22 protein-coding genes and 1 tRNA gene are annotated in these 17,712 nt (G+C 66.9%); 11 read left to right on the top strand and 12 right to left on the bottom strand.

Translation table 11 applies throughout. The annotated features are described in order from the left end of the window. Window positions 1-79: 79 nt before the first annotated feature. From QRO93_RS07825 to QRO93_RS07810, 4 genes are all read left to right on the top strand, one after another. A complete protein-coding gene (locus tag QRO93_RS07825; RefSeq protein WP_053450362.1) occupies window positions 80-364 on the top strand; it encodes a hypothetical protein in 285 nt (94 codons plus the stop codon). Window positions 365-376: 12 nt separating this feature from the next. After that, a complete protein-coding gene (locus QRO93_RS07820) occupies window positions 377-610 on the top strand; it encodes a DUF1653 domain-containing protein (RefSeq protein WP_053450363.1) in 234 nt (77 codons plus the stop codon). Window positions 611-696: 86 nt separating this feature from the next. Beyond that, window positions 697-1,266 carry a TetR/AcrR family transcriptional regulator gene (locus tag QRO93_RS07815; protein WP_053510938.1) on the top strand — a complete coding sequence of 190 codons (570 nt, stop codon included), beginning with the start codon at window positions 697-699 and terminating at the stop codon, window positions 1,264-1,266. 13 nt (window positions 1,267-1,279) lie between these two features. Further along, on the top strand, window positions 1,280-1,612 hold the full coding sequence (locus QRO93_RS07810; protein WP_180878452.1) for an SMR family transporter: 333 nt from the start codon (window positions 1,280-1,282) through the stop codon (window positions 1,610-1,612). A gap of 22 nt (window positions 1,613-1,634) precedes the next feature. Here the strand turns inward: QRO93_RS07810 and QRO93_RS07805 are convergent, their stop codons facing one another. After that, window positions 1,635-1,808, bottom strand: a complete 174-nt coding sequence (locus QRO93_RS07805) for a DUF1328 domain-containing protein (RefSeq protein WP_006380555.1) — start codon at window positions 1,806-1,808, stop codon at window positions 1,635-1,637. A 94-nt stretch (window positions 1,809-1,902) separates the two neighbouring features. Continuing rightward, window positions 1,903-2,544: a LysE family translocator gene (locus tag QRO93_RS07800; RefSeq protein ID WP_180878453.1), complete on the bottom strand. Its 642-nt coding sequence runs from the start codon at window positions 2,542-2,544 to the stop codon at window positions 1,903-1,905. A 154-nt stretch (window positions 2,545-2,698) separates the two neighbouring features. On the opposite strand from QRO93_RS07800, the gene QRO93_RS07795 reads away from it, so the two are divergent. Next, window positions 2,699-3,391 (top strand): aspartate/glutamate racemase family protein, encoded by a 693-nt coding sequence (locus QRO93_RS07795; protein ID WP_053450367.1) that lies wholly within the window; start codon window positions 2,699-2,701, stop codon window positions 3,389-3,391. A 24-nt stretch (window positions 3,392-3,415) separates the two neighbouring features. Here QRO93_RS07795 and QRO93_RS07790 read toward each other — a convergent pair whose 3' ends face one another. Then, window positions 3,416-3,808 (bottom strand): hypothetical protein, encoded by a 393-nt coding sequence (locus QRO93_RS07790; RefSeq protein WP_040007370.1) that lies wholly within the window; start codon window positions 3,806-3,808, stop codon window positions 3,416-3,418. Window positions 3,809-4,049: 241 nt separating this feature from the next. Between QRO93_RS07790 and QRO93_RS07785 the strand changes: the two genes are divergently transcribed. Both QRO93_RS07785 and QRO93_RS07780 read left to right on the top strand, forming a co-directional pair. Next, window positions 4,050-4,553 carry a DUF3011 domain-containing protein gene (locus QRO93_RS07785; RefSeq protein ID WP_049456623.1) on the top strand — a complete coding sequence of 168 codons (504 nt, stop codon included), beginning with the start codon at window positions 4,050-4,052 and terminating at the stop codon, window positions 4,551-4,553. 86 nt (window positions 4,554-4,639) lie between these two features. Continuing rightward, on the top strand, window positions 4,640-5,089 hold the full coding sequence (locus QRO93_RS07780) for a GNAT family N-acetyltransferase (RefSeq protein ID WP_180878454.1): 450 nt from the start codon (window positions 4,640-4,642) through the stop codon (window positions 5,087-5,089). 66 nt (window positions 5,090-5,155) lie between these two features. Here the strand turns inward: QRO93_RS07780 and QRO93_RS07775 are convergent. The 9 genes from QRO93_RS07775 to thrS all read right to left on the bottom strand — a co-directional run bounded on the left by QRO93_RS07775 (window position 5,156) and on the right by thrS (window position 12,963). After that, window positions 5,156-5,232, bottom strand: a tRNA-Pro gene (locus QRO93_RS07775). A gap of 68 nt (window positions 5,233-5,300) precedes the next feature. Beyond that, window positions 5,301-5,657, bottom strand: a complete 357-nt coding sequence (locus QRO93_RS07770; protein WP_005410431.1) for a MerR family transcriptional regulator — start codon at window positions 5,655-5,657, stop codon at window positions 5,301-5,303. Beyond that, complete coding sequence (locus tag QRO93_RS07765; protein WP_005410432.1) at window positions 5,638-5,937, bottom strand: integration host factor subunit alpha; 300 nt, start codon at window positions 5,935-5,937, stop codon at window positions 5,638-5,640. The genes QRO93_RS07770 and QRO93_RS07765 overlap by 20 nt, the downstream gene beginning before the upstream one ends. 27 nt (window positions 5,938-5,964) lie before the next feature. Then, on the bottom strand, window positions 5,965-8,361 hold the full coding sequence (pheT, locus tag QRO93_RS07760; protein ID WP_180878455.1) for a phenylalanine--tRNA ligase subunit beta: 2,397 nt from the start codon (window positions 8,359-8,361) through the stop codon (window positions 5,965-5,967). A gap of 85 nt (window positions 8,362-8,446) precedes the next feature. Continuing rightward, complete coding sequence (locus QRO93_RS07755; RefSeq protein ID WP_005417865.1) at window positions 8,447-9,442, bottom strand: phenylalanine--tRNA ligase subunit alpha; 996 nt, start codon at window positions 9,440-9,442, stop codon at window positions 8,447-8,449. Between the two features lie 193 nt (window positions 9,443-9,635). Then, a complete protein-coding gene (gene rplT, locus QRO93_RS07750) occupies window positions 9,636-9,995 on the bottom strand; it encodes a 50S ribosomal protein L20 (RefSeq protein ID WP_005410435.1) in 360 nt (119 codons plus the stop codon). An 11-nt stretch (window positions 9,996-10,006) separates the two neighbouring features. Next, the gene (gene rpmI, locus QRO93_RS07745) at window positions 10,007-10,204 is read right to left on the bottom strand and encodes a 50S ribosomal protein L35 (RefSeq protein WP_005410436.1); all 198 of its coding nucleotides are present in this window, start codon (window positions 10,202-10,204) and stop codon (window positions 10,007-10,009) included. A 266-nt stretch (window positions 10,205-10,470) separates the two neighbouring features. Beyond that, a complete protein-coding gene (infC, locus tag QRO93_RS07740; protein ID WP_080357233.1) occupies window positions 10,471-11,013 on the bottom strand; it encodes a translation initiation factor IF-3 in 543 nt (180 codons plus the stop codon). Between the two features lie 48 nt (window positions 11,014-11,061). After that, entirely contained in the window at window positions 11,062-12,963 is a 1,902-nt protein-coding gene (gene thrS, locus QRO93_RS07735) for a threonine--tRNA ligase (RefSeq protein ID WP_049456625.1), read from the bottom strand. Window positions 12,964-13,325: 362 nt separating this feature from the next. On the opposite strand from thrS, the gene QRO93_RS07730 reads away from it, so the two are divergent. From QRO93_RS07730 to QRO93_RS07715, 4 genes are read left to right on the top strand one after another with little or no spacing between them, the layout of a single operon-like run. Next, entirely contained in the window at window positions 13,326-15,452 is a 2,127-nt protein-coding gene (locus QRO93_RS07730) for a TonB-dependent siderophore receptor (RefSeq protein ID WP_180878456.1), read from the top strand. Between the two features lie 7 nt (window positions 15,453-15,459). Further along, on the top strand, window positions 15,460-15,756 hold the full coding sequence (locus tag QRO93_RS07725) for a hypothetical protein (RefSeq protein WP_040007368.1): 297 nt from the start codon (window positions 15,460-15,462) through the stop codon (window positions 15,754-15,756). Then, window positions 15,756-16,019 carry a hypothetical protein gene (locus tag QRO93_RS07720; RefSeq protein ID WP_180878469.1) on the top strand — a complete coding sequence of 88 codons (264 nt, stop codon included), beginning with the start codon at window positions 15,756-15,758 and terminating at the stop codon, window positions 16,017-16,019. Before QRO93_RS07725 ends, QRO93_RS07720 begins: the two co-directional genes overlap by 1 nt. A 10-nt stretch (window positions 16,020-16,029) precedes the next feature. Continuing rightward, on the top strand, window positions 16,030-17,589 hold the full coding sequence (locus tag QRO93_RS07715; protein WP_180878457.1) for a PepSY domain-containing protein: 1,560 nt from the start codon (window positions 16,030-16,032) through the stop codon (window positions 17,587-17,589). The last annotated feature ends 123 nt before the right edge of the window (window positions 17,590-17,712 follow it).

Below are 17,712 nucleotides of genomic sequence, written 5' to 3'. Positions count from 1 at the left end.
CCGCGCCGCCATGCATTGAGCGCTTGCTGGCAGCACGACGCCAGCAGAAACTGTTGCTTCAAGGCATGGAGTTCGCCCGATGAAAGTGCTTCTTCTGATTCCAGCGCTGCTGGTCCTGTCCGCCTGCGCCAACCAGCATCAGGCGGCCGCCAGCGCCGATGCTGCTGCCAGCTCGCCAGCCACGCCGAGGGTCGGCGCTGATCGCGACGCCCATGGCTGCATCGGCTCGGCTGGCTACCAGTGGTGCGAATACAGCCAGCGCTGCGAGCGGCCGTGGGAACTGGCGCAGGCCCAGGGGTTGGCCAATACCGCCGAAGCGATCGATGCCTACTGCGCGAAGCCGGCCAGTCCGGCGCGCAAGTGAGCCGCGCGCACCATGGCTGAGCTCAGTCCGCTGCCCACTCTCGCACCCGGCCGCTACCGCCATTTCAAGGGCGGCGAGTACCAAGTGATCGACATCGTCCGCAGCAGCGAAACGCTGGAACCGCTGGTGCTGTATCGCGCGCTCTATGGCGAAGGTGGGCTGTGGGTGCGCCCCTACCCGATGTTCGTCGAGCAGGTACCCGGCGAACACGGCCCGCAGCCGCGCTTCGCGCGTATCGGCGATTGAATCCGCATTGCCGGCCACGGCCGGCAGTGGCTGCCCGGCGCCGGGCCTGCGCTACAATCGTACCGTCCAGTCGGTTTCTTCCCGCCATGTCCGCATCTTCCTCCCGCTCGCGCCGCAAGGCGCCCGACAGCGTGCGCCAGTCGCTGCTGCAGGCCACCATCGACGTGATCGCACGGCAGGGACTGGCCGCAGTGACCGTGCAGGACATCGCACAGGCGGCTGGCGTCAGCAAGGGCGCACTATTCCATCACTTCGCCAGCAAGCAGGCGCTGGTCGATGCCGCCATCGCCACGCTCATCGCTGAGTTCGAAGCGCAGGTACGTGGCCTGATGGCAGGCAGTGCGCACTACGGCTGCTTCAGCCGCGCCTATGTGCGCGCCAACTTCGACCACCTGCTGCAGCAGGAACGGGTGAACGACATCGGGCTGACCCTGGGCAACATGCTTGAACCTGCGCTGCTTGCGCAGTGGGGGGCCTGGCTGCGGCGCATGCTGGCCGAGTTCCCGGAGGAAGCCGCCAATCCCCGCCTGTATGCGGCGCGCTGTGTTGCCGACGGCTACTGGGCCACCGCTTACGGCCGGCCGCTGGACGAGGAAGAACGCATCAATGCACTGGCCATGGCCGAGCAGGCCCTGAAGCTGTGCGACCCTGTGTAAGCCGGAGCCTGCGATGAATCCCTACGTCTATCTCGCCGCCGCGATCGTGCTGGAAGTGATCGCCACGTCGCTGCTCAAGGCCTCCGACGGCATGAGCCGGCTGCTGCCCACGCTCGGTGCGCTGGTCGGCTACGGGCTGTGCTTCTACCTGCTGTCGGTGACCATGAAATCGATACCGACCGGCATCGCCTATGCCATCTGGTCCGGCGTCGGCATCGTGCTGATCTCGGTGATCGGGCTGGTGGTGTTCAAGCAGCGCCTGGATGCGCCGGCACTGATCGGCATCGGGTTGATCTGCGCCGGCGTGCTGGTGATCAACCTGTTCTCGCGCAGCAGCGCACACTGAGCACGCTGCCGCGCGTCACGCGCTAGCTGACCTTCTTGGCCACGGTCATGCCCAGCAGGAACAGCACCACGGCGATGATGATGCCGGCCCAGAACAGGAACTTGGCGATGCCGACCGCCGCGCCGGCAATGCCGCCGAAGCCGAGCACGCCTGCGATGACGCCGATGATGGCGAAGATGATGGCCCACTTGATCATGTCAAACCTTTCCCCGCGGGGACTGCGTACTGGATGATCAGGCTAGGCCGTGGCCGATGCGGCATTCGTGAACAGGCCGCGTGCGCGGCGTGAATCAGCGCGGGCGGAAACGCAGCAGGGCCACCGCGAACGCCAGGAACACGCTGCCCACCAGCCGCTCGAACCAGCGCCGTGCAAACGGCTTTGCAAGCCAGCGGCGCAGGCCATGGCCGCCGGCTGCATACATCACGTACCAGAACAGCTCGCAGCCGGCGAAGGTAGCCACCAGCACGCTGTACTGCAGCGCCTGGCCGCGCGAAGGGTCGACGAACTGTGGCAGGAACGCCGTCGCGAACAGCAGCAGCTTGGGATTGCTCAGGCCGACCAGAAGTCCCCCGCGGAACACTGCCCATGCGCCGAGTGCCGGCGCGACCGCCAGCCCTGCATCCACGGTCACCGGCGGCGCCGGGCGGCCGCTGTCACGCCATGCCTTCAGCCCCAGCCAGGCCAGGTAGGCCACGCCCAGGTAACGCAGCACTTCGAACAGCATCGGCGAGGAATGCAACAGCGCGCTCAGGCCCGCCGCGGACGCGGCCAGCACCAGCAGCATCGCCAGCAGGCAGCCCGCCATTGCCGGCACGCTGCCACGGAAACCCAGCCCGACGCTGCGGCCCAGGATATGCAGCATGTTCGGCCCCGGGGTGCCACACAGCACGAACACGGTGGCCAGGAACCACCACCAGGTATGCAGGGCCATCGCGCACATCCACTCCAGAAGAACGCACCAGCATAGGGCGTGCGCGCAACGCACGGAACATACAGCCCACCGTGGATGCAGTGGTTACAGATTCCAGGATCGGCAGCCGCGCACCTTCTGTGCTGCAATGGAGGCCCCTGGCATGGAGCGGTGCATGAAGACCCTTGGCCTGATCGGCGGCATGAGCTGGGAGAGCTCGGCGCAGTACTACCGGCTCATCAACGAGGAGATCCGTGATCGCCTGGGTGGCGCCCACTCGGCACAACTGCTGTTGTGGTCGGTGGATTTCGCCGGCATCAAGCAACTGCAGCACGACGGTGACTGGGATGCGCTGGGCGACCACATGGCCGATGCCGCACGGCGCCTGCAGGCCGGCGGCGCCGATCTGCTGCTGATCTGCACCAACACCATGCACAAGCTGACCGACCGCATCGAAGCCGCCTGCCCCCTGCCGCTGTTGCATATCGCCGACCCGACCGCGAACGCGATCGTGCAGGCGGGTGCGCGCAGGGTGGGCCTGCTCGGCACCGCCTTCACCATGGAGCAGGACTTCTACCGCGGGCGGCTGCAGGAGCGCTTCGGCCTGGAGGTGCTGGTGCCCGATGCCGAAGATCGTCGCAGCGTGCACGACATCATCTACCAGGAACTGATCGCCGGCGTGGTCAGCGAGCAGTCACGGCAGATCTATGCCGCGGTCATCGCGCGCCTGGTCGCGCGCGGCGCAGAGGCGATCATCCTCGGCTGTACCGAGATCATGCTGCTGGTGCGGCCGGAGGACAGCGCGGTGCCGTTGTTCGATACCACCACCCTGCATGCGCGGGCCGCGGTGGACGCGGCACTGGCCTGACCCCACGTGCGATGCGGCGCGGAATCAGTCCGCGCCCTGCACTTCCAGCGCTGTGATCAGCCAGTCGACCACCGCCTGCGAATCGCACAGGAAGAAGATGGCATCGCCGGAGCGCGCTTCGGTGAGCAGGCGATACACCGTGATCGCCACCGCCGACTGGTTGGCGATGAACACTTCCGGGCTGCGCGGCCCTTCGCTGTGCCCCGCCACGGCATGCAACGCCTTGCGCGCGGCCACGGTCGTGGCCGGGTCCGCGCTGCGGGTCAGTTCCGGCCCGCGCAGGCCCCACGCAATGAACACATGCTTGCCCTTGAACGTGGTGTCCAGGACCTGCACCTCGGCGCCTGTGTCGGCCGAGCGATGAATGACAGTACTGCTGATCAACGCAACCCCCTGTGGTCGTCGTGGTCCGCGCATCCTCCCCCACAGGCCGCCCGCACACCAGTGACGGCAGCCGCAGGCTGCGCCGACAGGCGTGGAAGACATGTAAGAAGGTGTAAACCGATGCGATCGGATGTGCAGAGATGATACGGGATGTAAGCCTCTGCATGGGCCCGCGCGTACTAGTAAACCCCCACTGAGCCGGTTCCGGAACGGTGCGTTCCGGCGGTCCCGGGCTGGGTCATTCTTGCCGCCCGATCCACCGCCCGAGCCCCTGATGACCCACCGCCTGCTGTTGCCGATCACCGCCGCCGCGCTTGTCCTGCTGCTGGCTGCCACCACCGTGGCCGCCCAGGATTACGACACGGATCACATTCCAGTGCTGCGCTGCGAATCGCAGTTCAACAAGACCCAGCAGTGCGCCATCGAAGGCCCGATGAGGCTGGCCCGGCAGCTGTCGGTTACCCGATGCGTGGAGAACCAGAACTGGGGCCAGCGCCGCCGCATGCTGTGGGTCACTGACGGCTGCCGCGCCGAGTTCGTCGCCGACGAGTACGGTCGCTGGCCCGGGCGCGGTCGTGATCGCGACGACGAGGGCGAACGCCTGGTCTGCGAGTCGTACGAGAAGAAGGACAAGGAATGCCGTATCCGCGTGCGCCACGAAGTGCGCCTGGTCAAGCAGAAGTCGGTGACGGCCTGTGTCGAAGACCGCAACTGGGGCTGGGACCGTCGTGGCATCTGGGTCAGCGACGGCTGCCGTGCCGAGTTCCGGGTCTATTGACTACCAAGCACGCGCTGGCTGCGGCGGATCAGTGATCGCAACCGGCGTGACCGATAGACTGCATGCAACCGCCCGAGGAACGATTGATGACATCGCCGGATCCCTCCACGACGACGCTGCAGATCCGCGACGCCCGCCCCGCCGATGCCGCCGCGCTGATCGCGCTGGACAGCGTGGCGGCACATGATCCGCGACGGGCGACGCAGATCGACCGGTGGCTGGCGCAGGGCCATGTGCACGTGGCCGAGCAGGATCGCGTGGCTGTCGGCTACCTGGTCATCCATCACCACTTCTTCGGCGAAGCCTTCATTGAAATGCTGATGGTGGCCCCGGCACGGCGCGGCCAGGGCATCGGTGCCGCCCTGCTTCGCCACGCCATTGCCCGACGCGGCGGCGGCAAGCTGTTCACCTCCACCAACAGCTCCAACAGCAGCATGCAGCGCCTGCTTGCTGCGTCGGGCTTCGTCGACAGCGGCATCGTGCACGGATTGGATGAGGGCGATGCGGAACGGATCTACCGCTTCGCGGGTGATTGATCGCGTTGCGCAACGCGCACAAAAAAAGCCCACGCATCGCTGCGCAGGCTTCTTGATCCATCACAGTGGTCGGGACGGCCGGATTCGAACCGACGACCCTCTGCCCCCCAGGCAGATGCGCTACCAGGCTGCGCTACGCCCCGACTGATGCTGCGATGTGCCCGCCAGTGCGGCGGGCCGTGAAGTATAGCGGATTACGAAGGAAATGGGATCAGCGGCGCAGCAACTGCAGCACTTCTTCCAGCTCCATGCGCACCTGCTTGATGATCTGGTTGCTCAGCGCCGATTCCTCGCGGGCATCGGGACCGTCCAGGCGCAGGCGTGCACCACCGATGGTGTAGCCCTGTTCGTACAGCAGGCTGCGGATCTGCCGCACCATCAGCACATCGTGGCGCTGGTAGTAGCGACGGTTGCCTCGGCGCTTGGCCGGCTCAAGGCTGGGAAACTCGGTTTCCCAGTAGCGCAGGACGTGCGGCTTGACGTCGCACAGCTCGCTGACTTCACCGATGGTGAAGTAGCGCTTGGCCGGGATCGGCGGTAGTTCGCGGTTACTGCCCGGATCCAGCATAAGCTTCCACCCTCTCCTTGAGCTTCTGGCCCGGACGGAAGGTGACCACCGTACGGGCGGAAATCGGAATTTCCTCGCCGGTCTTGGGGTTGCGACCCGGGCGCTGGTTCTTGCGCCGCAGGTCGAAATTACCGAAGCCCGACAGCTTCACCTGACGTCCCTGTTCCAATGCTTCACGCAGCACATCGAAAAACGCGTCGACGAATTCCTTGGCTTCCCGCTTGTTCAGACCGACTTCGTCGAACAGCTTTTCCGCCATCTCCGCCTTGGTCAATGCCATTGCCTGCTACCCCCGAGTGCTGCCCGCTCAGCCGCGGATCCGGGCGTGGTGTTCACGCTCGATGGCAGTGACCGCCTCGGCCACCACCGCATCCACGTCGCGGTCCGTCAGAGTGCGCGACTTGTCCTGCAAAATCAAGCCCATAGCGAGACTCTTGAATCCCGGCTCGACGCCCTGGCCGACATAGCGGTCGAACAGGTTCAGGTCGCGCAGCAGCGGCCCGGCGGCCTGGCGGACGGTGGCGGCCAGATCGGCCCAGGCCACCTGTTCAGGCACCAGGAACGCCAGGTCGCGGCGCACCGCCGGGTAGCGCGACAGCTCGCCGGCACGCGGCAGGCGGCGGGCGGTCAGCGGCTCCAGGTCCAGCTCGAAGGCATAGACATCGGCCTCGATCTCCATCGCCTTGGCCAGGCGCGGGTGGATCTGGCCGATCCAGCCGATCGCCACGCCATCGCGCAGCACTTCGGCCGAGCGCACCGGGTGGCCGTAGGCACGGGCCGACGAGCGGAACTCCAGCTGCGCGCCACTGGCGGCGGCCAGCGACTCCAGGTCGCCCTTCAGGTCATGGAAATCGACCTTGCGGCTCGGCAGGCCCCACTGCACCGCCTGCGCATCGCCACAGACCGCGGCGGCCACACGCGCGGTTTCCAGCGGTGCCGGCCGGCTTTCGCCGGGCGACGCGTCGCCGGCCTGCTGGGCGAACACCCGCCCCAGCTCGAACAGGCGCACCCGGCCCAGCTGGCGGGCGGCATTGCGGCCGAGCGTGGCGACCAGGCCCGGCAGCAGCGACGGGCGCATCACCGCCAGTTCGGCCGACAGCGGGTTGGCCAGCGGCACCAGGCCGTCGCGCAGCTGCCACTGGGTCAGCAGCGCGTCGTCGACGAAGGCGAAATTGACGGTTTCCTGCTGGTCACGGGCGATCAGCTGGCGGCGCACGCTCAGCGCATCCAGCTGGGTTTCGCTCGGCATCGCCACGCGCGAGGCACCGCCCGGCAGCGTGGTCGGGATCTGCTCGTAGCCGTGGATGCGGGCCAGCTCCTCGATCAGGTCTTCCTCGATGGCGATGTCGAAGCGGCGGCTCGGCGCGGCCACCTGCCAGCCCTCTGCCGTCGCGCTCACGTCCATGCCCAGCGCGCGCAGGATGCGCTCGACTTCAGCGTCTTCGATGGTGATGCCGAGCACGCGGGTGATGCGCGCGCGGCGCAGCGCGATGGTTGCCGGCTGCGGCAGATCGGCCTCACGCACGGCCTCGGTGACCGGTGCCGGAGTACCGCCGGCCAGGTCCAGCACCAGGCGGGTGGCGTATTCGATGGCGGTGCGCGGCAGTGCCGGATCGACGCCACGCTCGAAGCGGTGGCCGGCATCGGTGTGCAGGCCCAGCTTGCGGCCACGGCCCATGATCGCGGCCGGTGCGAAGTGCGCGGCCTCCAGGAACACGGCGGTGGTGGCGTCGGTGACGCGGGTGTCGAAGCCGCCCATCAGGCCGGCCAGGCCGACCGCGCGGTCAGCGTCGGTCACCACCAGGAAGCTGTCATCCAGCGCCGCATCGCGGCCGTCCAGCAGCTTCAGCGTCTCGCCGGCACGCGAACGGCGCACGGCGATGCTGCCCTGCAGGGTGCCGAGGTCATAGGCATGCATCGGCTGGCCCAGCTCCAGCATCACGTACTGGGTGATGTCGACCAGCAGCGACACCGGGCGCACGCCGCTGCGGCGCAGGCGCTCGGCCATCCACAGCGGGGTCTTCGCCGCAGCGTTGACGCCCTCGATGACCCGGCCGAGGTAACGCGGCGCTTCGGCACCGGCATCCAGCTGGATCGACAGTTCACGGCTGCTGACGGCCGCAATGGCGTCGGCGGCGAAATCCAGCACTTCGCTGCGGGTCGCGGCGGCGACGTCGAAGGCGATGCCACGCAGGCTGAAGCAGTCGGCGCGGTTCGGGGTCAGCTTGATCTCGATGCTGGCATCGGGCAGGCCCAGGTACTCGACCAGGGCCTGGCCGACCGGGGCGTCATCGGGCAGTTCCAGCAGGCCGGACGCATCGTTGTCCAGGCCCAGTTCCTTGGCCGAGCACAGCATGCCGTTGGACTCGACGCCGCGCAGCTTGGCCGGCTTGATCTTCAGTTCGCCGATCTGCGCGCCGACCATCGCCAGCGGCGCGACCAGGCCCGGGCGCGCGTTCGGCGCACCGCAGACGATCTGCAGCAGCTCGCCCTGCCCGGCATCGACCCTGCACACCTGCAGGCGATCGGCTTCCGGATGGCGGACGGCCTCGACGATGCGTGCCACGACCACGTGATCGAGGCCTTCGCCCAGCGCGGTCACCTCTTCCACTTCCAGGCCGATGGCGGTCAGCACCGCACTCAGTTCATCGCGCGAAGCGCTGGTCGGGACGTGGCTGCGCAGCCAGTTTTCGGAGAATTTCATGGTGTCATCCTGGTGGGCTCGGCGCATGCGCCTGGGCCTGCGAATTTAAGAGCCGTCGAGCAAGCTCGACGCTACGGACCGGCGCTTACGCGAACTGTTTCAGGAAGCGCACGTCGTTCTCGAAGAACGCGCGCAGGTCGTTGACGCCGTAGCGCAGCATCGCGAAGCGCTCCACGCCCATGCCGAAGGCGAAGCCGGTGTAGCGCTCCGGATCGATGCCGACGTTGCGCAGCACGTTCGGATGCACCATGCCGCAGCCGAGCACTTCCAGCCAGCGGGTGCTGCCATCCGGCTGCTGCCAGGCGATGTCCACTTCCGCACCCGGTTCAACGAACGGGAAATAGCTGGGGCGGAAGCGCATCTCGAAATCGCGCTCGAAGAAGGCGCGCACGAACTCGGCCAGCGTGCCCTTCAGGTCGGCGAAGGTCGAATGCTCGTCCACCAGCAGGCCTTCCACCTGGTGGAACATCGGCGAGTGGGTCTGGTCACTGTCGCTGCGGTACACCTTGCCCGCGGCGATCATGCGCAGCGGCGGCGCATGGTCGCCCATGTAGCGCACCTGCACACCCGAGGTATGCGTGCGCAGCAGGCGGCCGTCGCCGAAGTAGAAGGTGTCATGCATCGCGCGCGCCGGATGGTGCGGCGGGAAGTTCAGCGCCTCGAAGTTGTGCCAGTCGTCCTCGATCTCCGGCCCTTCCGACAGCTCGTAGCCCAGGCGGCCGAAGATGCCGGTGATGCGCTCCAGGGTGCGGGTGATCGGGTGCAGGCCGGCGCGATCGCCATTGCGGCCCGGCAGGGTGATGTCGATTGCTTCGGCCGCCAGGCGCGCGTCCAGCGCCGCGTCTTCCAGCAGCGCCTTGCGCTCGCCCAGCGCGCGGGTCAGCGCATCGCGGGCCTGGTTGATCGCTTCACCGGCAGCCTTGCGCTCGTCGGCCGGCAGGGCGCCGAGCTGCTTGAGCTGCGAGGTGATGCTGCCACTCTTGCCAAGCAGGGCCACGCGCAGCTGTTCCAGCACGTCGGGGCTCTGTGCGGCGGCCACATCGGCCAGCGCCTGGGTGGTGAGGGATTGGATGTCGCTCATGGGGGGCCGGAACTCCAGTCGATCTGCCATCGCGATGCGCGAAGGGCCGACCCCTGTCGCCACCGCCGTCCCTGCGCTGCCGCTGTGGCCGCGCCGGGACCCAAAAAAGAATGGGGAAGGACTTGCGCCCTTCCCCATGCATTGCCTTGACCTGACACCGTTCCGAGTGAACGGTTACGGCATCGGGAAGGACTTATGCCGCCAGCGCGCCCTTGGCCTTTTCGGCCAGCGCGGCAAAACCGGCTGCGTCGTGCACGGCGATGTCAGCCAGGACCTTGCGGTCCAGGGTGATGCCAGCCTTCAGCAGGCCGTTCATGAAGCGGCTGTAGCTCAGGCCGTTGATGCGGGCAGCCGCATTGATACGGGTGATCCACAGCGAACGGAAGTTGCGCTTCTTCTGCTTACGGCCGATGTAGGCGTACTGCTGTGCCTTGATGACCGCCTGCTTGGCGACGCGGAAGACCTTGCGACGGGCGTTGTAATAGCCCTTGGCGAGATCCAGGATTTTCTTGTGGCGGCGACGCGCCTGTACGCCACGCTTAACTCGTGCCATTTTTCAGTTCCTCAGAGGTAAGGGAGCATGCGGTCCAGACGGCCTGCGTCTTCTGCACGGACATGGCCCGTCTGACGCAGATTACGCTTACGCTTGGTCGCTTTCTTCGTGAGGATGTGGCTACGGTTGGCGTGGCCGCACTTGTACTTGCCCGAGGCGGTCTTGCGGAAACGCTTGGCCGCTGCCCGGTTGGTCTTGATCTTGGGCATTGCAATGTCCTTGATGGGATTTGACCCTGGTTTCTGACTGATCTGGCGGCGGCCTGGGCCGCTCTTTCCGTCCTGCCATGATCGGCGTACGACCCGTCCTGGGTGGGTCGAGCCGGGCATGATACAGGCAAAACCGCCCTGTCACCAGCCCCTGCAACCCTTTCACCGGCAATTCACCGGGATGCCGCAAAAGCAAAGGGACGCCATCGGCGCCCCTTCACCCTGAACCATTCAGCCAGGCGCCCCGGAAGGCGGCCGGTCAGGCCTCAGGTCTTCTTCTTCGGTGCGATCATCATGACCATCTGACGCCCTTCCAGGCGCGGACGGGATTCAATGACGATGTCCTCGCCCAGATCGGCCTCGATCCGGTTGGCCATTTCGCGGCCCAGTTCCTGGTGGCTCATTTCACGGCCACGGAAACGGATGTTGACCTTGATCTTGTCACCATCTTCGAGGAACTCACGCATCTTGCGCAGCTTGATCTGGTAGTCGCCCTCGTCCGTGACCGGACGGAACTTCACTTCCTTGATCTCGACCTGCTTGCTCTTCTTCTTGGCCTCGTTGGCCTTCTTCTGCGCTTCGAACTTGAACTTGCCGAAGTCCATGATCTTGCAGACCGGCGGATCGGCCTGCGGCTGGATCTCGACCAGGTCCAGGCCTTCATCTTCGGCCATGGACAGCGCTTCGTCGCGCGACAACACGCCGATCATTTCTCCGTCACTGCCGATCACGCGGACGCGCGGCACACGGATTTCCTGATTCTTGCGGTTCTGTTTGTTGTCAGGGGTGCTGATATTACGTTCTCCCAAGGGTATCGAACCGGTCCGGGTGCCTGTGCGCCCGGACCGGACCTTTGCTTACGCGCCCTCGGCGTGGAGCCGCTCGATGAAGGCCTGCAGGCTCATGCTGCCCAGGTCTTCGCCAGAACGCGTACGCACCGCTACAGCGCCGTTTTCCTTCTCGCGGTCACCAATGACCAGCAGGTACGGCACGCGCTGCAACGTATGCTCGCGGATTTTATAGCCGATCTTCTCGTTACGCAAATCCGAGCTGACGCGGAAGCCTTGCTCCGCAAGGGTTTTGGTCACGCCCGAGACGTATTCAGCCTGGGCGTCGGTGATGTTGGCCACCACCACCTGGGTCGGCGCCAGCCAGGCCGGGAACTGGCCGGCGTGGTGCTCGATCAGGATGCCCAGGAAGCGCTCCATCGAGCCGACGATGGCCCGGTGCAGCATGACCGGGTGCTTCTTCTGGCTGTTCTCGTCCACGTACTCGGCGCCGAGGCGGCCCGGCATCATGAAGTCGACCTGCATGGTGCCCAGCTGCCAGGTACGGCCGATGGCGTCCTTCAGGTGGTACTCGATCTTCGGGCCGTAGAAGGCGCCCTCGCCCGGCAGCTCCTGCCATTCCACCCCATTGCTGGACAGTGCCGAGCGCAGCGCGCCTTCGGCCTTGTCCCAGGTGGCGTCGTCGCCCAGGCGCGATTCCGGACGCAGGGCGATCTTGACCTGGATCTCATCGAAGCCGAAGTGCTGGTAGACCGCCAGCGCCTGCTGGTGGAACGCGGTCACTTCCGCCTCGACCTGGTTTTCGGTGCAGAACACGTGGCCGTCGTCCTGGGTGAAACCACGCACGCGCAGGATGCCGTGCAGCGCGCCGGAGGGCTCGTTGCGGTGGCAGGCACCGAACTCGCCATAGCGGATCGGCAGGTCGCGGTAGCTGTGCAGGCCCTGGTTGAACACCTGTACGTGGCCCGGGCAGTTCATCGGCTTGAGCGCGTAGGTGCGCTTCTCCGATTCGGTGAAGAACATCGCGTCCTGGTAGTTGTCCCAGTGGCCGGACTTCTGCCACAGGCTCACGTCCAGGATCTGCGGGCAGCGCACTTCGCCGTAGCCGGTCTTGCGATAGACCTTGCGCATGTACTGCTCGACCACCTGCCACAGCGCCCAGCCCTTGGGGTGCCAGAACACCAGGCCCGGGGCCTCTTCCTGCAGGTGGAACAGGTCCTGCTGCTTGCCGATGCGGCGGTGGTCGCGCATTTCGGCTTCTTCGATGCGCTTGATGTACGCCTCAAGCTGCTTCTTGTCGGCCCAGGCGGTGCCGTAGATGCGCTGCAGCTGCTCGTTCTGCGCGTCACCGCGCCAGTAGGCGCCGGAGATGCGGGTCAGCTTGAAGGCCTTCAGGAAGCGGGTGTTCGGCACGTGCGGGCCACGGCACATGTCCACGTATTCCTGGTGGTAGTACATGCCCATCGCCTGGATGTCGTCGGACATGTCCTCGATCAGGCGCAGCTTGTAGTCCTCGCCACGGGCCTTGAAGATCTCGACCACTTCGGCGCGCGGCGTCATCTTCTTGATGACGTCGTAGTCCTGGGCGATCAGCTCGCCCATGCGCTTCTCGATCGCCGCCATGTCTTCCGGGGTGAACGGGCGCTCGGAGTAGATGTCGTAGTAGAAGCCCTCGGCGATCACCGGGCCGATGACCATCTTGACGTCCGGGTACAGCTGCTTGACGGCGTGGCCGACCAGGTGGGCGCAGGAGTGGCGGATGATCTCCACGCCCTCCTCGTCCTTGGCGGTGATGATGCGCAGGCTGGCATCGTGGTCGATGACATCGCTGGCATCGACCAGCACGCCATCGACCGAGCCGGCGATGGTGGCCTTGGCCAGGCCGGCACCGATCGACTGGGCGACGTCCATGACGCTGACGGGGTTTTCGAACTCGCGGCGGCTGCCGTCGGGAAGGGTGATATTGATCATCGCAGTGGCTTCGTGCGGGGCCCGCCGGGCGGGCTGGAAAGCGTTCCCGGGCGATGGCCCGGGCAATAAAAAAGCGCCGCGAGGGCGCCTGGAACGCAGGGCCTTCGGGGGCAGGTCAACCGTGGGCGGTGGTAGTGCTCATGTCGCACGCTCGGCCGGCGCTGGGCGCGGGCCACCTTGTTCCAGTCAGGGGTCTGCGACGATCTTAAACCAGCAGGGAGGAAAGCCCAAGCCGGCCGGGGCCTCCCGCCGGCAATCGCGGCTGAATGGCCGCCGCTGGCGGGGCCAAATATCAATGATTACCATACGCAGGCGTTTCTCACTCGCGTGTGAGGCGCCCCTTCCTGGCCCTGGACCCACCCATGTATACGCTGTCGCTGCCGGCCCGTGCCGGCCTGCTCCGTGCCCCACTCTCCGCCCTCGCCCTTGCCGTCTCCGGCATGCTTCCGGGCCTGGCCGCGGCCGACGAGGCGCGTACGCTCGACACCGTACAGGTGACTGCCCCGATCGCCACCGAGAGCGGCAGCGCGACCAAGACCGATACCCCGCTGCGCGAGATCCCGCAGTCGATCTCGGTCATCACCGACCGGCAGATGCGTGACCGTGGCATCCATGGCGTTGAAGAGGCGGTGTGGTACACCGCCGGCGCCCAGGGCGGCCAGTACGGCGAAGACACGCGCAGCGACTGGCTGCTGGTCCGTGGTTTCAAACCCGCCCGCTACCTTGATGGCCTGGCCACGGTGGAAGGCACCTGGACCGGCGAATCACGCCTGGAGCCCTATGGCCTGGAGCGCATCGACGTGCTGAAGGGCCCGGCCTCGGTCAACTACGGTGCGATGCCGCCGGGCGGCCTGATCAACTTCGTCAGCAAGCGGCCGCACGCCAACCCGTTGCAGGAGGTGGAGCTGCAGGTCGGCAACTACGGCCTGAAGCAGGCCGCCTTCGACATCGGCGGTGCGCTCAATGACAGCGGCAGCGTGCTGTACCGGCTGGTCGGCCTGGCCCGCAACAGCGACAACGTGATCGACCACGTCCATGACGATCGCTACTACCTGGCCCCCTCGCTGACCTGGACGCCGGACGATGCCAACGCGCTGACCGTGCTGGCCCGCTACCAGAAGAACGACACGGTCGAAACCGGCGGCTTCCTGCCTTACCAGGGCACGGTAGTGCCCGGCGCCAACGGCCGCTATATCTCCCGCCACTTCTTCAGCGGCGAGCCGGGCGTGAACGACTACACCAAGGAAAGCGCCGCGCTCGGCTATGAATTCCGCCATGACTTCGGCGATGGCACCGTGTTCAACCAGAACGTGCGCTACAGCTGGGCCGAAGTGGACGCCAGCCGCGGCAGCCTGGGCCTGTTCGGCCTGGTGTCGCCGGACAGCACCGAGCTGGTGCGCTACTACTACCCGCGCCTGGACAAGTCCGAAAGCGTGGCCATCGACAACAACCTGACCTTCCACTTCCGCAGCGGCCGTGCCGAGCACACGGTGCTGGCGGGGCTGGACTACCGTCGCGCGCGCAACGATTACGCCTCGGCATTCCTGTTCGGCGCGCCCGGCATCGATGCCTACAACCCGGTGTATGGCGCGCCGGTGCAGGTGCCCGACTACACCTCGCGCCAGGTGCAGACGCAGAGCACGCTGGGCCTGTACCTGCAGGACCAGATCCGCATCGACCGCTGGCTGGTCACGCTGGCCGGCCGCCAGGACTGGGTCGGTACCGATACCGAGCAGCGCATCGGCACCGCCAGCCGCGCCCACCAGAGCGATGACAGGTTCTCCGGCCGGGTGGGCGTGAACTACCTGTTTGACAATGGCGTGAGCCCCTACGTGAGCTGGTCGCAGTCGTTCCAGACCACCATCGGTACCGACTACGCGGGGCGCGCGTTCGTGCCGACCACCGGCGAGCAGTTCGAGGCCGGCGTGAAGTACCAGCCCGAGGGTGGCCGCCTGCTGCTGACTGCCGCGGCGTACCAGATCGAGCAGGACAACACGCTCACCGTCGACCCGCAGCACACCCTGTTCTCGATCCAGCAGGGCCAGACCCGCGTGCGCGGTGCCGAGCTGGAAGGGCGCTGGAACATCGGCCAGGGCCTGAGCGTGTACGGCAGCTACACCCGCCTCGACGCCAAGGTCCGGCATAGTACCGATGCCGCTTCGGTAGGCAAGCGGGTGGCGCTGGTGCCGAAGGAAAGCGCGTCGCTGGGCGCCGACTACACCTTTACCGCCGGCGCGCTGAGCGGGTTCGGCTTCGGTGCCGGCGTCCGCTACAACGGCGGCATCTACGGCGACATCTACAACGACTGGTACACGCCGTCGTTCACCCTCATCGATGCCAGCGTGCATTACGACCGCGGCCCGTGGCGCCTGCAGGTCAATGCCGCCAACGCCGCCGACAGGAAGTACGTGTCGGCCTGCAACAGCGCGACCTGGTGCTACTACGGCTACCCGCGTACCGTCACCGCCAGCCTGCGTTACCAATGGTGAGCCCGCGATGATCACGGTAGGCCTGTCGACGCTGGGATTCTGCAGCCTGGGCATGCTGGCGGCGATGTTCTCGGCGCTGGCCTTCTATGCCGCCTCGCCGCACTGCCGCTGGCCACGCCTGCGCCGCGCCGGACGCCTCGGCCACCAGATCGGCCTGGTTGCCGCCGCCGCATCGCTGTGGCTGTGGATGGCCGAGCTGGGCTTCGCCGCTGGCCTGGTCGCAATGCTGTGCACCTGGATGCTGTCGGCAATGCTGCTGCCGGCACTGGCCGCGTGGCATCGCCCCGGCGCGGAGACACCGTGATGTGGGCGCGCGCGTTTGCCGGCATATTCGCCGGCTTCTTCATGGCGGCCGCCGCCACCGGACTGGTCACCTGGCTGCCACCGGGCCCGTGGCAGAACGCCCTGGTGCCTGCGCTGATCGCCTTCGTGCCGCTGTGGATGCTGGCGGCTTTGTGGGCCTTCAGTTTCCGCCGCGCTGGGTATGCCTGGCTGGCCCTGGCCGGCAGCGCGGCGGCCGGTTTCGGTGTGCTCGGGCTGCTGCGCATGGCCGGCGCCGTGCAATGAGATCAATCGCATGAAGTTCAGCTCGCAGACCCTGCGCACGTTCACCACCCTGCACACCTGGGTCGGCCTGGTGGCCGGCTTCGGGCTGTTCGTGGCCTTCTATGCCGGTGCGCTGACCCTGTTCCACCACGACCTGCCGCTGTGGCAGACGCCGGGCGCGGCCACTGCGTTGCCCGCCAGCCTGGATGACGCGCAGTACCTGCTGGAGGACGTGCTGGCCGCACATGCGGAAGCACGCCGGCATGTCGGCATGACCTTCCCCGGTGCCGAGCATCCGCAGCCGCTGGCCTACTGGCAGGCCGACGACGGGGGGTGGCGCTATGCCTGGCCGGGGCAGACCGCCGGCAGCCCGACGCCGCCGCAGTCGGGCCTGGCCGAACTGGTCAACGAGCTGCACTACAGCCTGGGCCTGCCGGTGGCCGGCATCTACGTGATGGGCATCGTCAGCCTGCTGTATGGCATGGCCCTGCTCAGTGGCCTGGTGATCCATCTGCCGAAACTGCTCGGCGACCTGTTCGCGCTGCGCCCGGGCCGCAACCTCAAGCAGCTGTGGCAGGACGCACACAACGTGATCGGTGTGCTCAGCCTGCCGTTCCACCTGATGTTCGCGGTGACCGGTGCCCTGCTCTGCCTGGTGTTCATCCAGATCGCCCTGCTCAACCCGCTCATCTTCGAAGGCAAGGCCCTGCAGGCGGTGCCGGCGGCGATGGACACCGCGCCCGTGCGCGCCGCCAGCGGCGTGCCGGCCGCTCCGGGCAGCCTGCGCGAACTGCATGCGCGCGCGCTGGAAGTGGCGCGCGCGCAGGGCGTGACCGATTTCGAACCGGCCTACCTGAAACTGGCCAACGGCGGTGATGCCAATGCCACCATCGAGATCACCGGTGAATCCAGCGGCACCCTCGGCCCACTCGGCTCGGTCGCGCTGGACGTCGCCAGTGGACGCCTGCTGGCCAGCCAGCTGCCCGGCCACCGTGATGCCAACCACGCCACGCTCAGCGCGGCCTATGCGCTGCATTTTGGTGAGTTCGGCAATGGCGTGGTGGTCTGGCTGTACTTCCTGCTGGGCCTGGGCGGTGCCTTCCTGTTCTATTCGGGCAACCTGCTGTGGATCGAATCGCGGCGCAAGCGCCGGCAACCACAACAGCCGCGCTCCGGGGTGAACATGGCGCGGGCCACGGTGGGCGTGTGCATCGGCCTGTGCGTGGCGATCTCGGTCGCGTTCGCCAGCGCACTGGTGCTGGAACGGGTGGCACCGTCCGCCGTTGATCACGGCATCCGCTGGGCCTGTTTCGGCAGCTGGGCCGCGTGTGCGCTGTGGGCAGCACTGCGCCGCCCGGCCCAGGCGGCACGCGAGCTGCTCTGGGCCGCCGCGATCAGCACCGCGCTGGTGCCGGTGCTGCATGGCGCCCTCAGCGGTGACTGGTTGTGGCGCGCGGCCGCGCATGGGCACTGGCCGCTGTTCTGGGTCGATGCGATCGCACTGGCCATGGCGTTCGGCTTTGCCCGGCTGGCACTGGCCAGCCAGCGTCGCGCGCGCAACGGCGATCCCAACAGCGTCTGGGCCAATTGAGGCGCCCGCCCGGCACTCCGTAGAGTCGAGCTTGCTCGACTGCTGTTGCCTTCTCGCCCCGCGTAGTCGAGCAAGCTCGACGCCACGGCATCCCGGAAAACGGCCTCGGTAGAGTCGAGGGCT

The organism is Stenotrophomonas maltophilia group sp. Smal17 (assembly GCF_030237045.1).
GTDB lineage: Bacteria > Pseudomonadota > Gammaproteobacteria > Xanthomonadales > Xanthomonadaceae > Stenotrophomonas > Stenotrophomonas forensis.
Note: the sequence above shows the minus strand (reverse complement) of the source record. Positions and strands in the feature narration are given on the sequence as shown.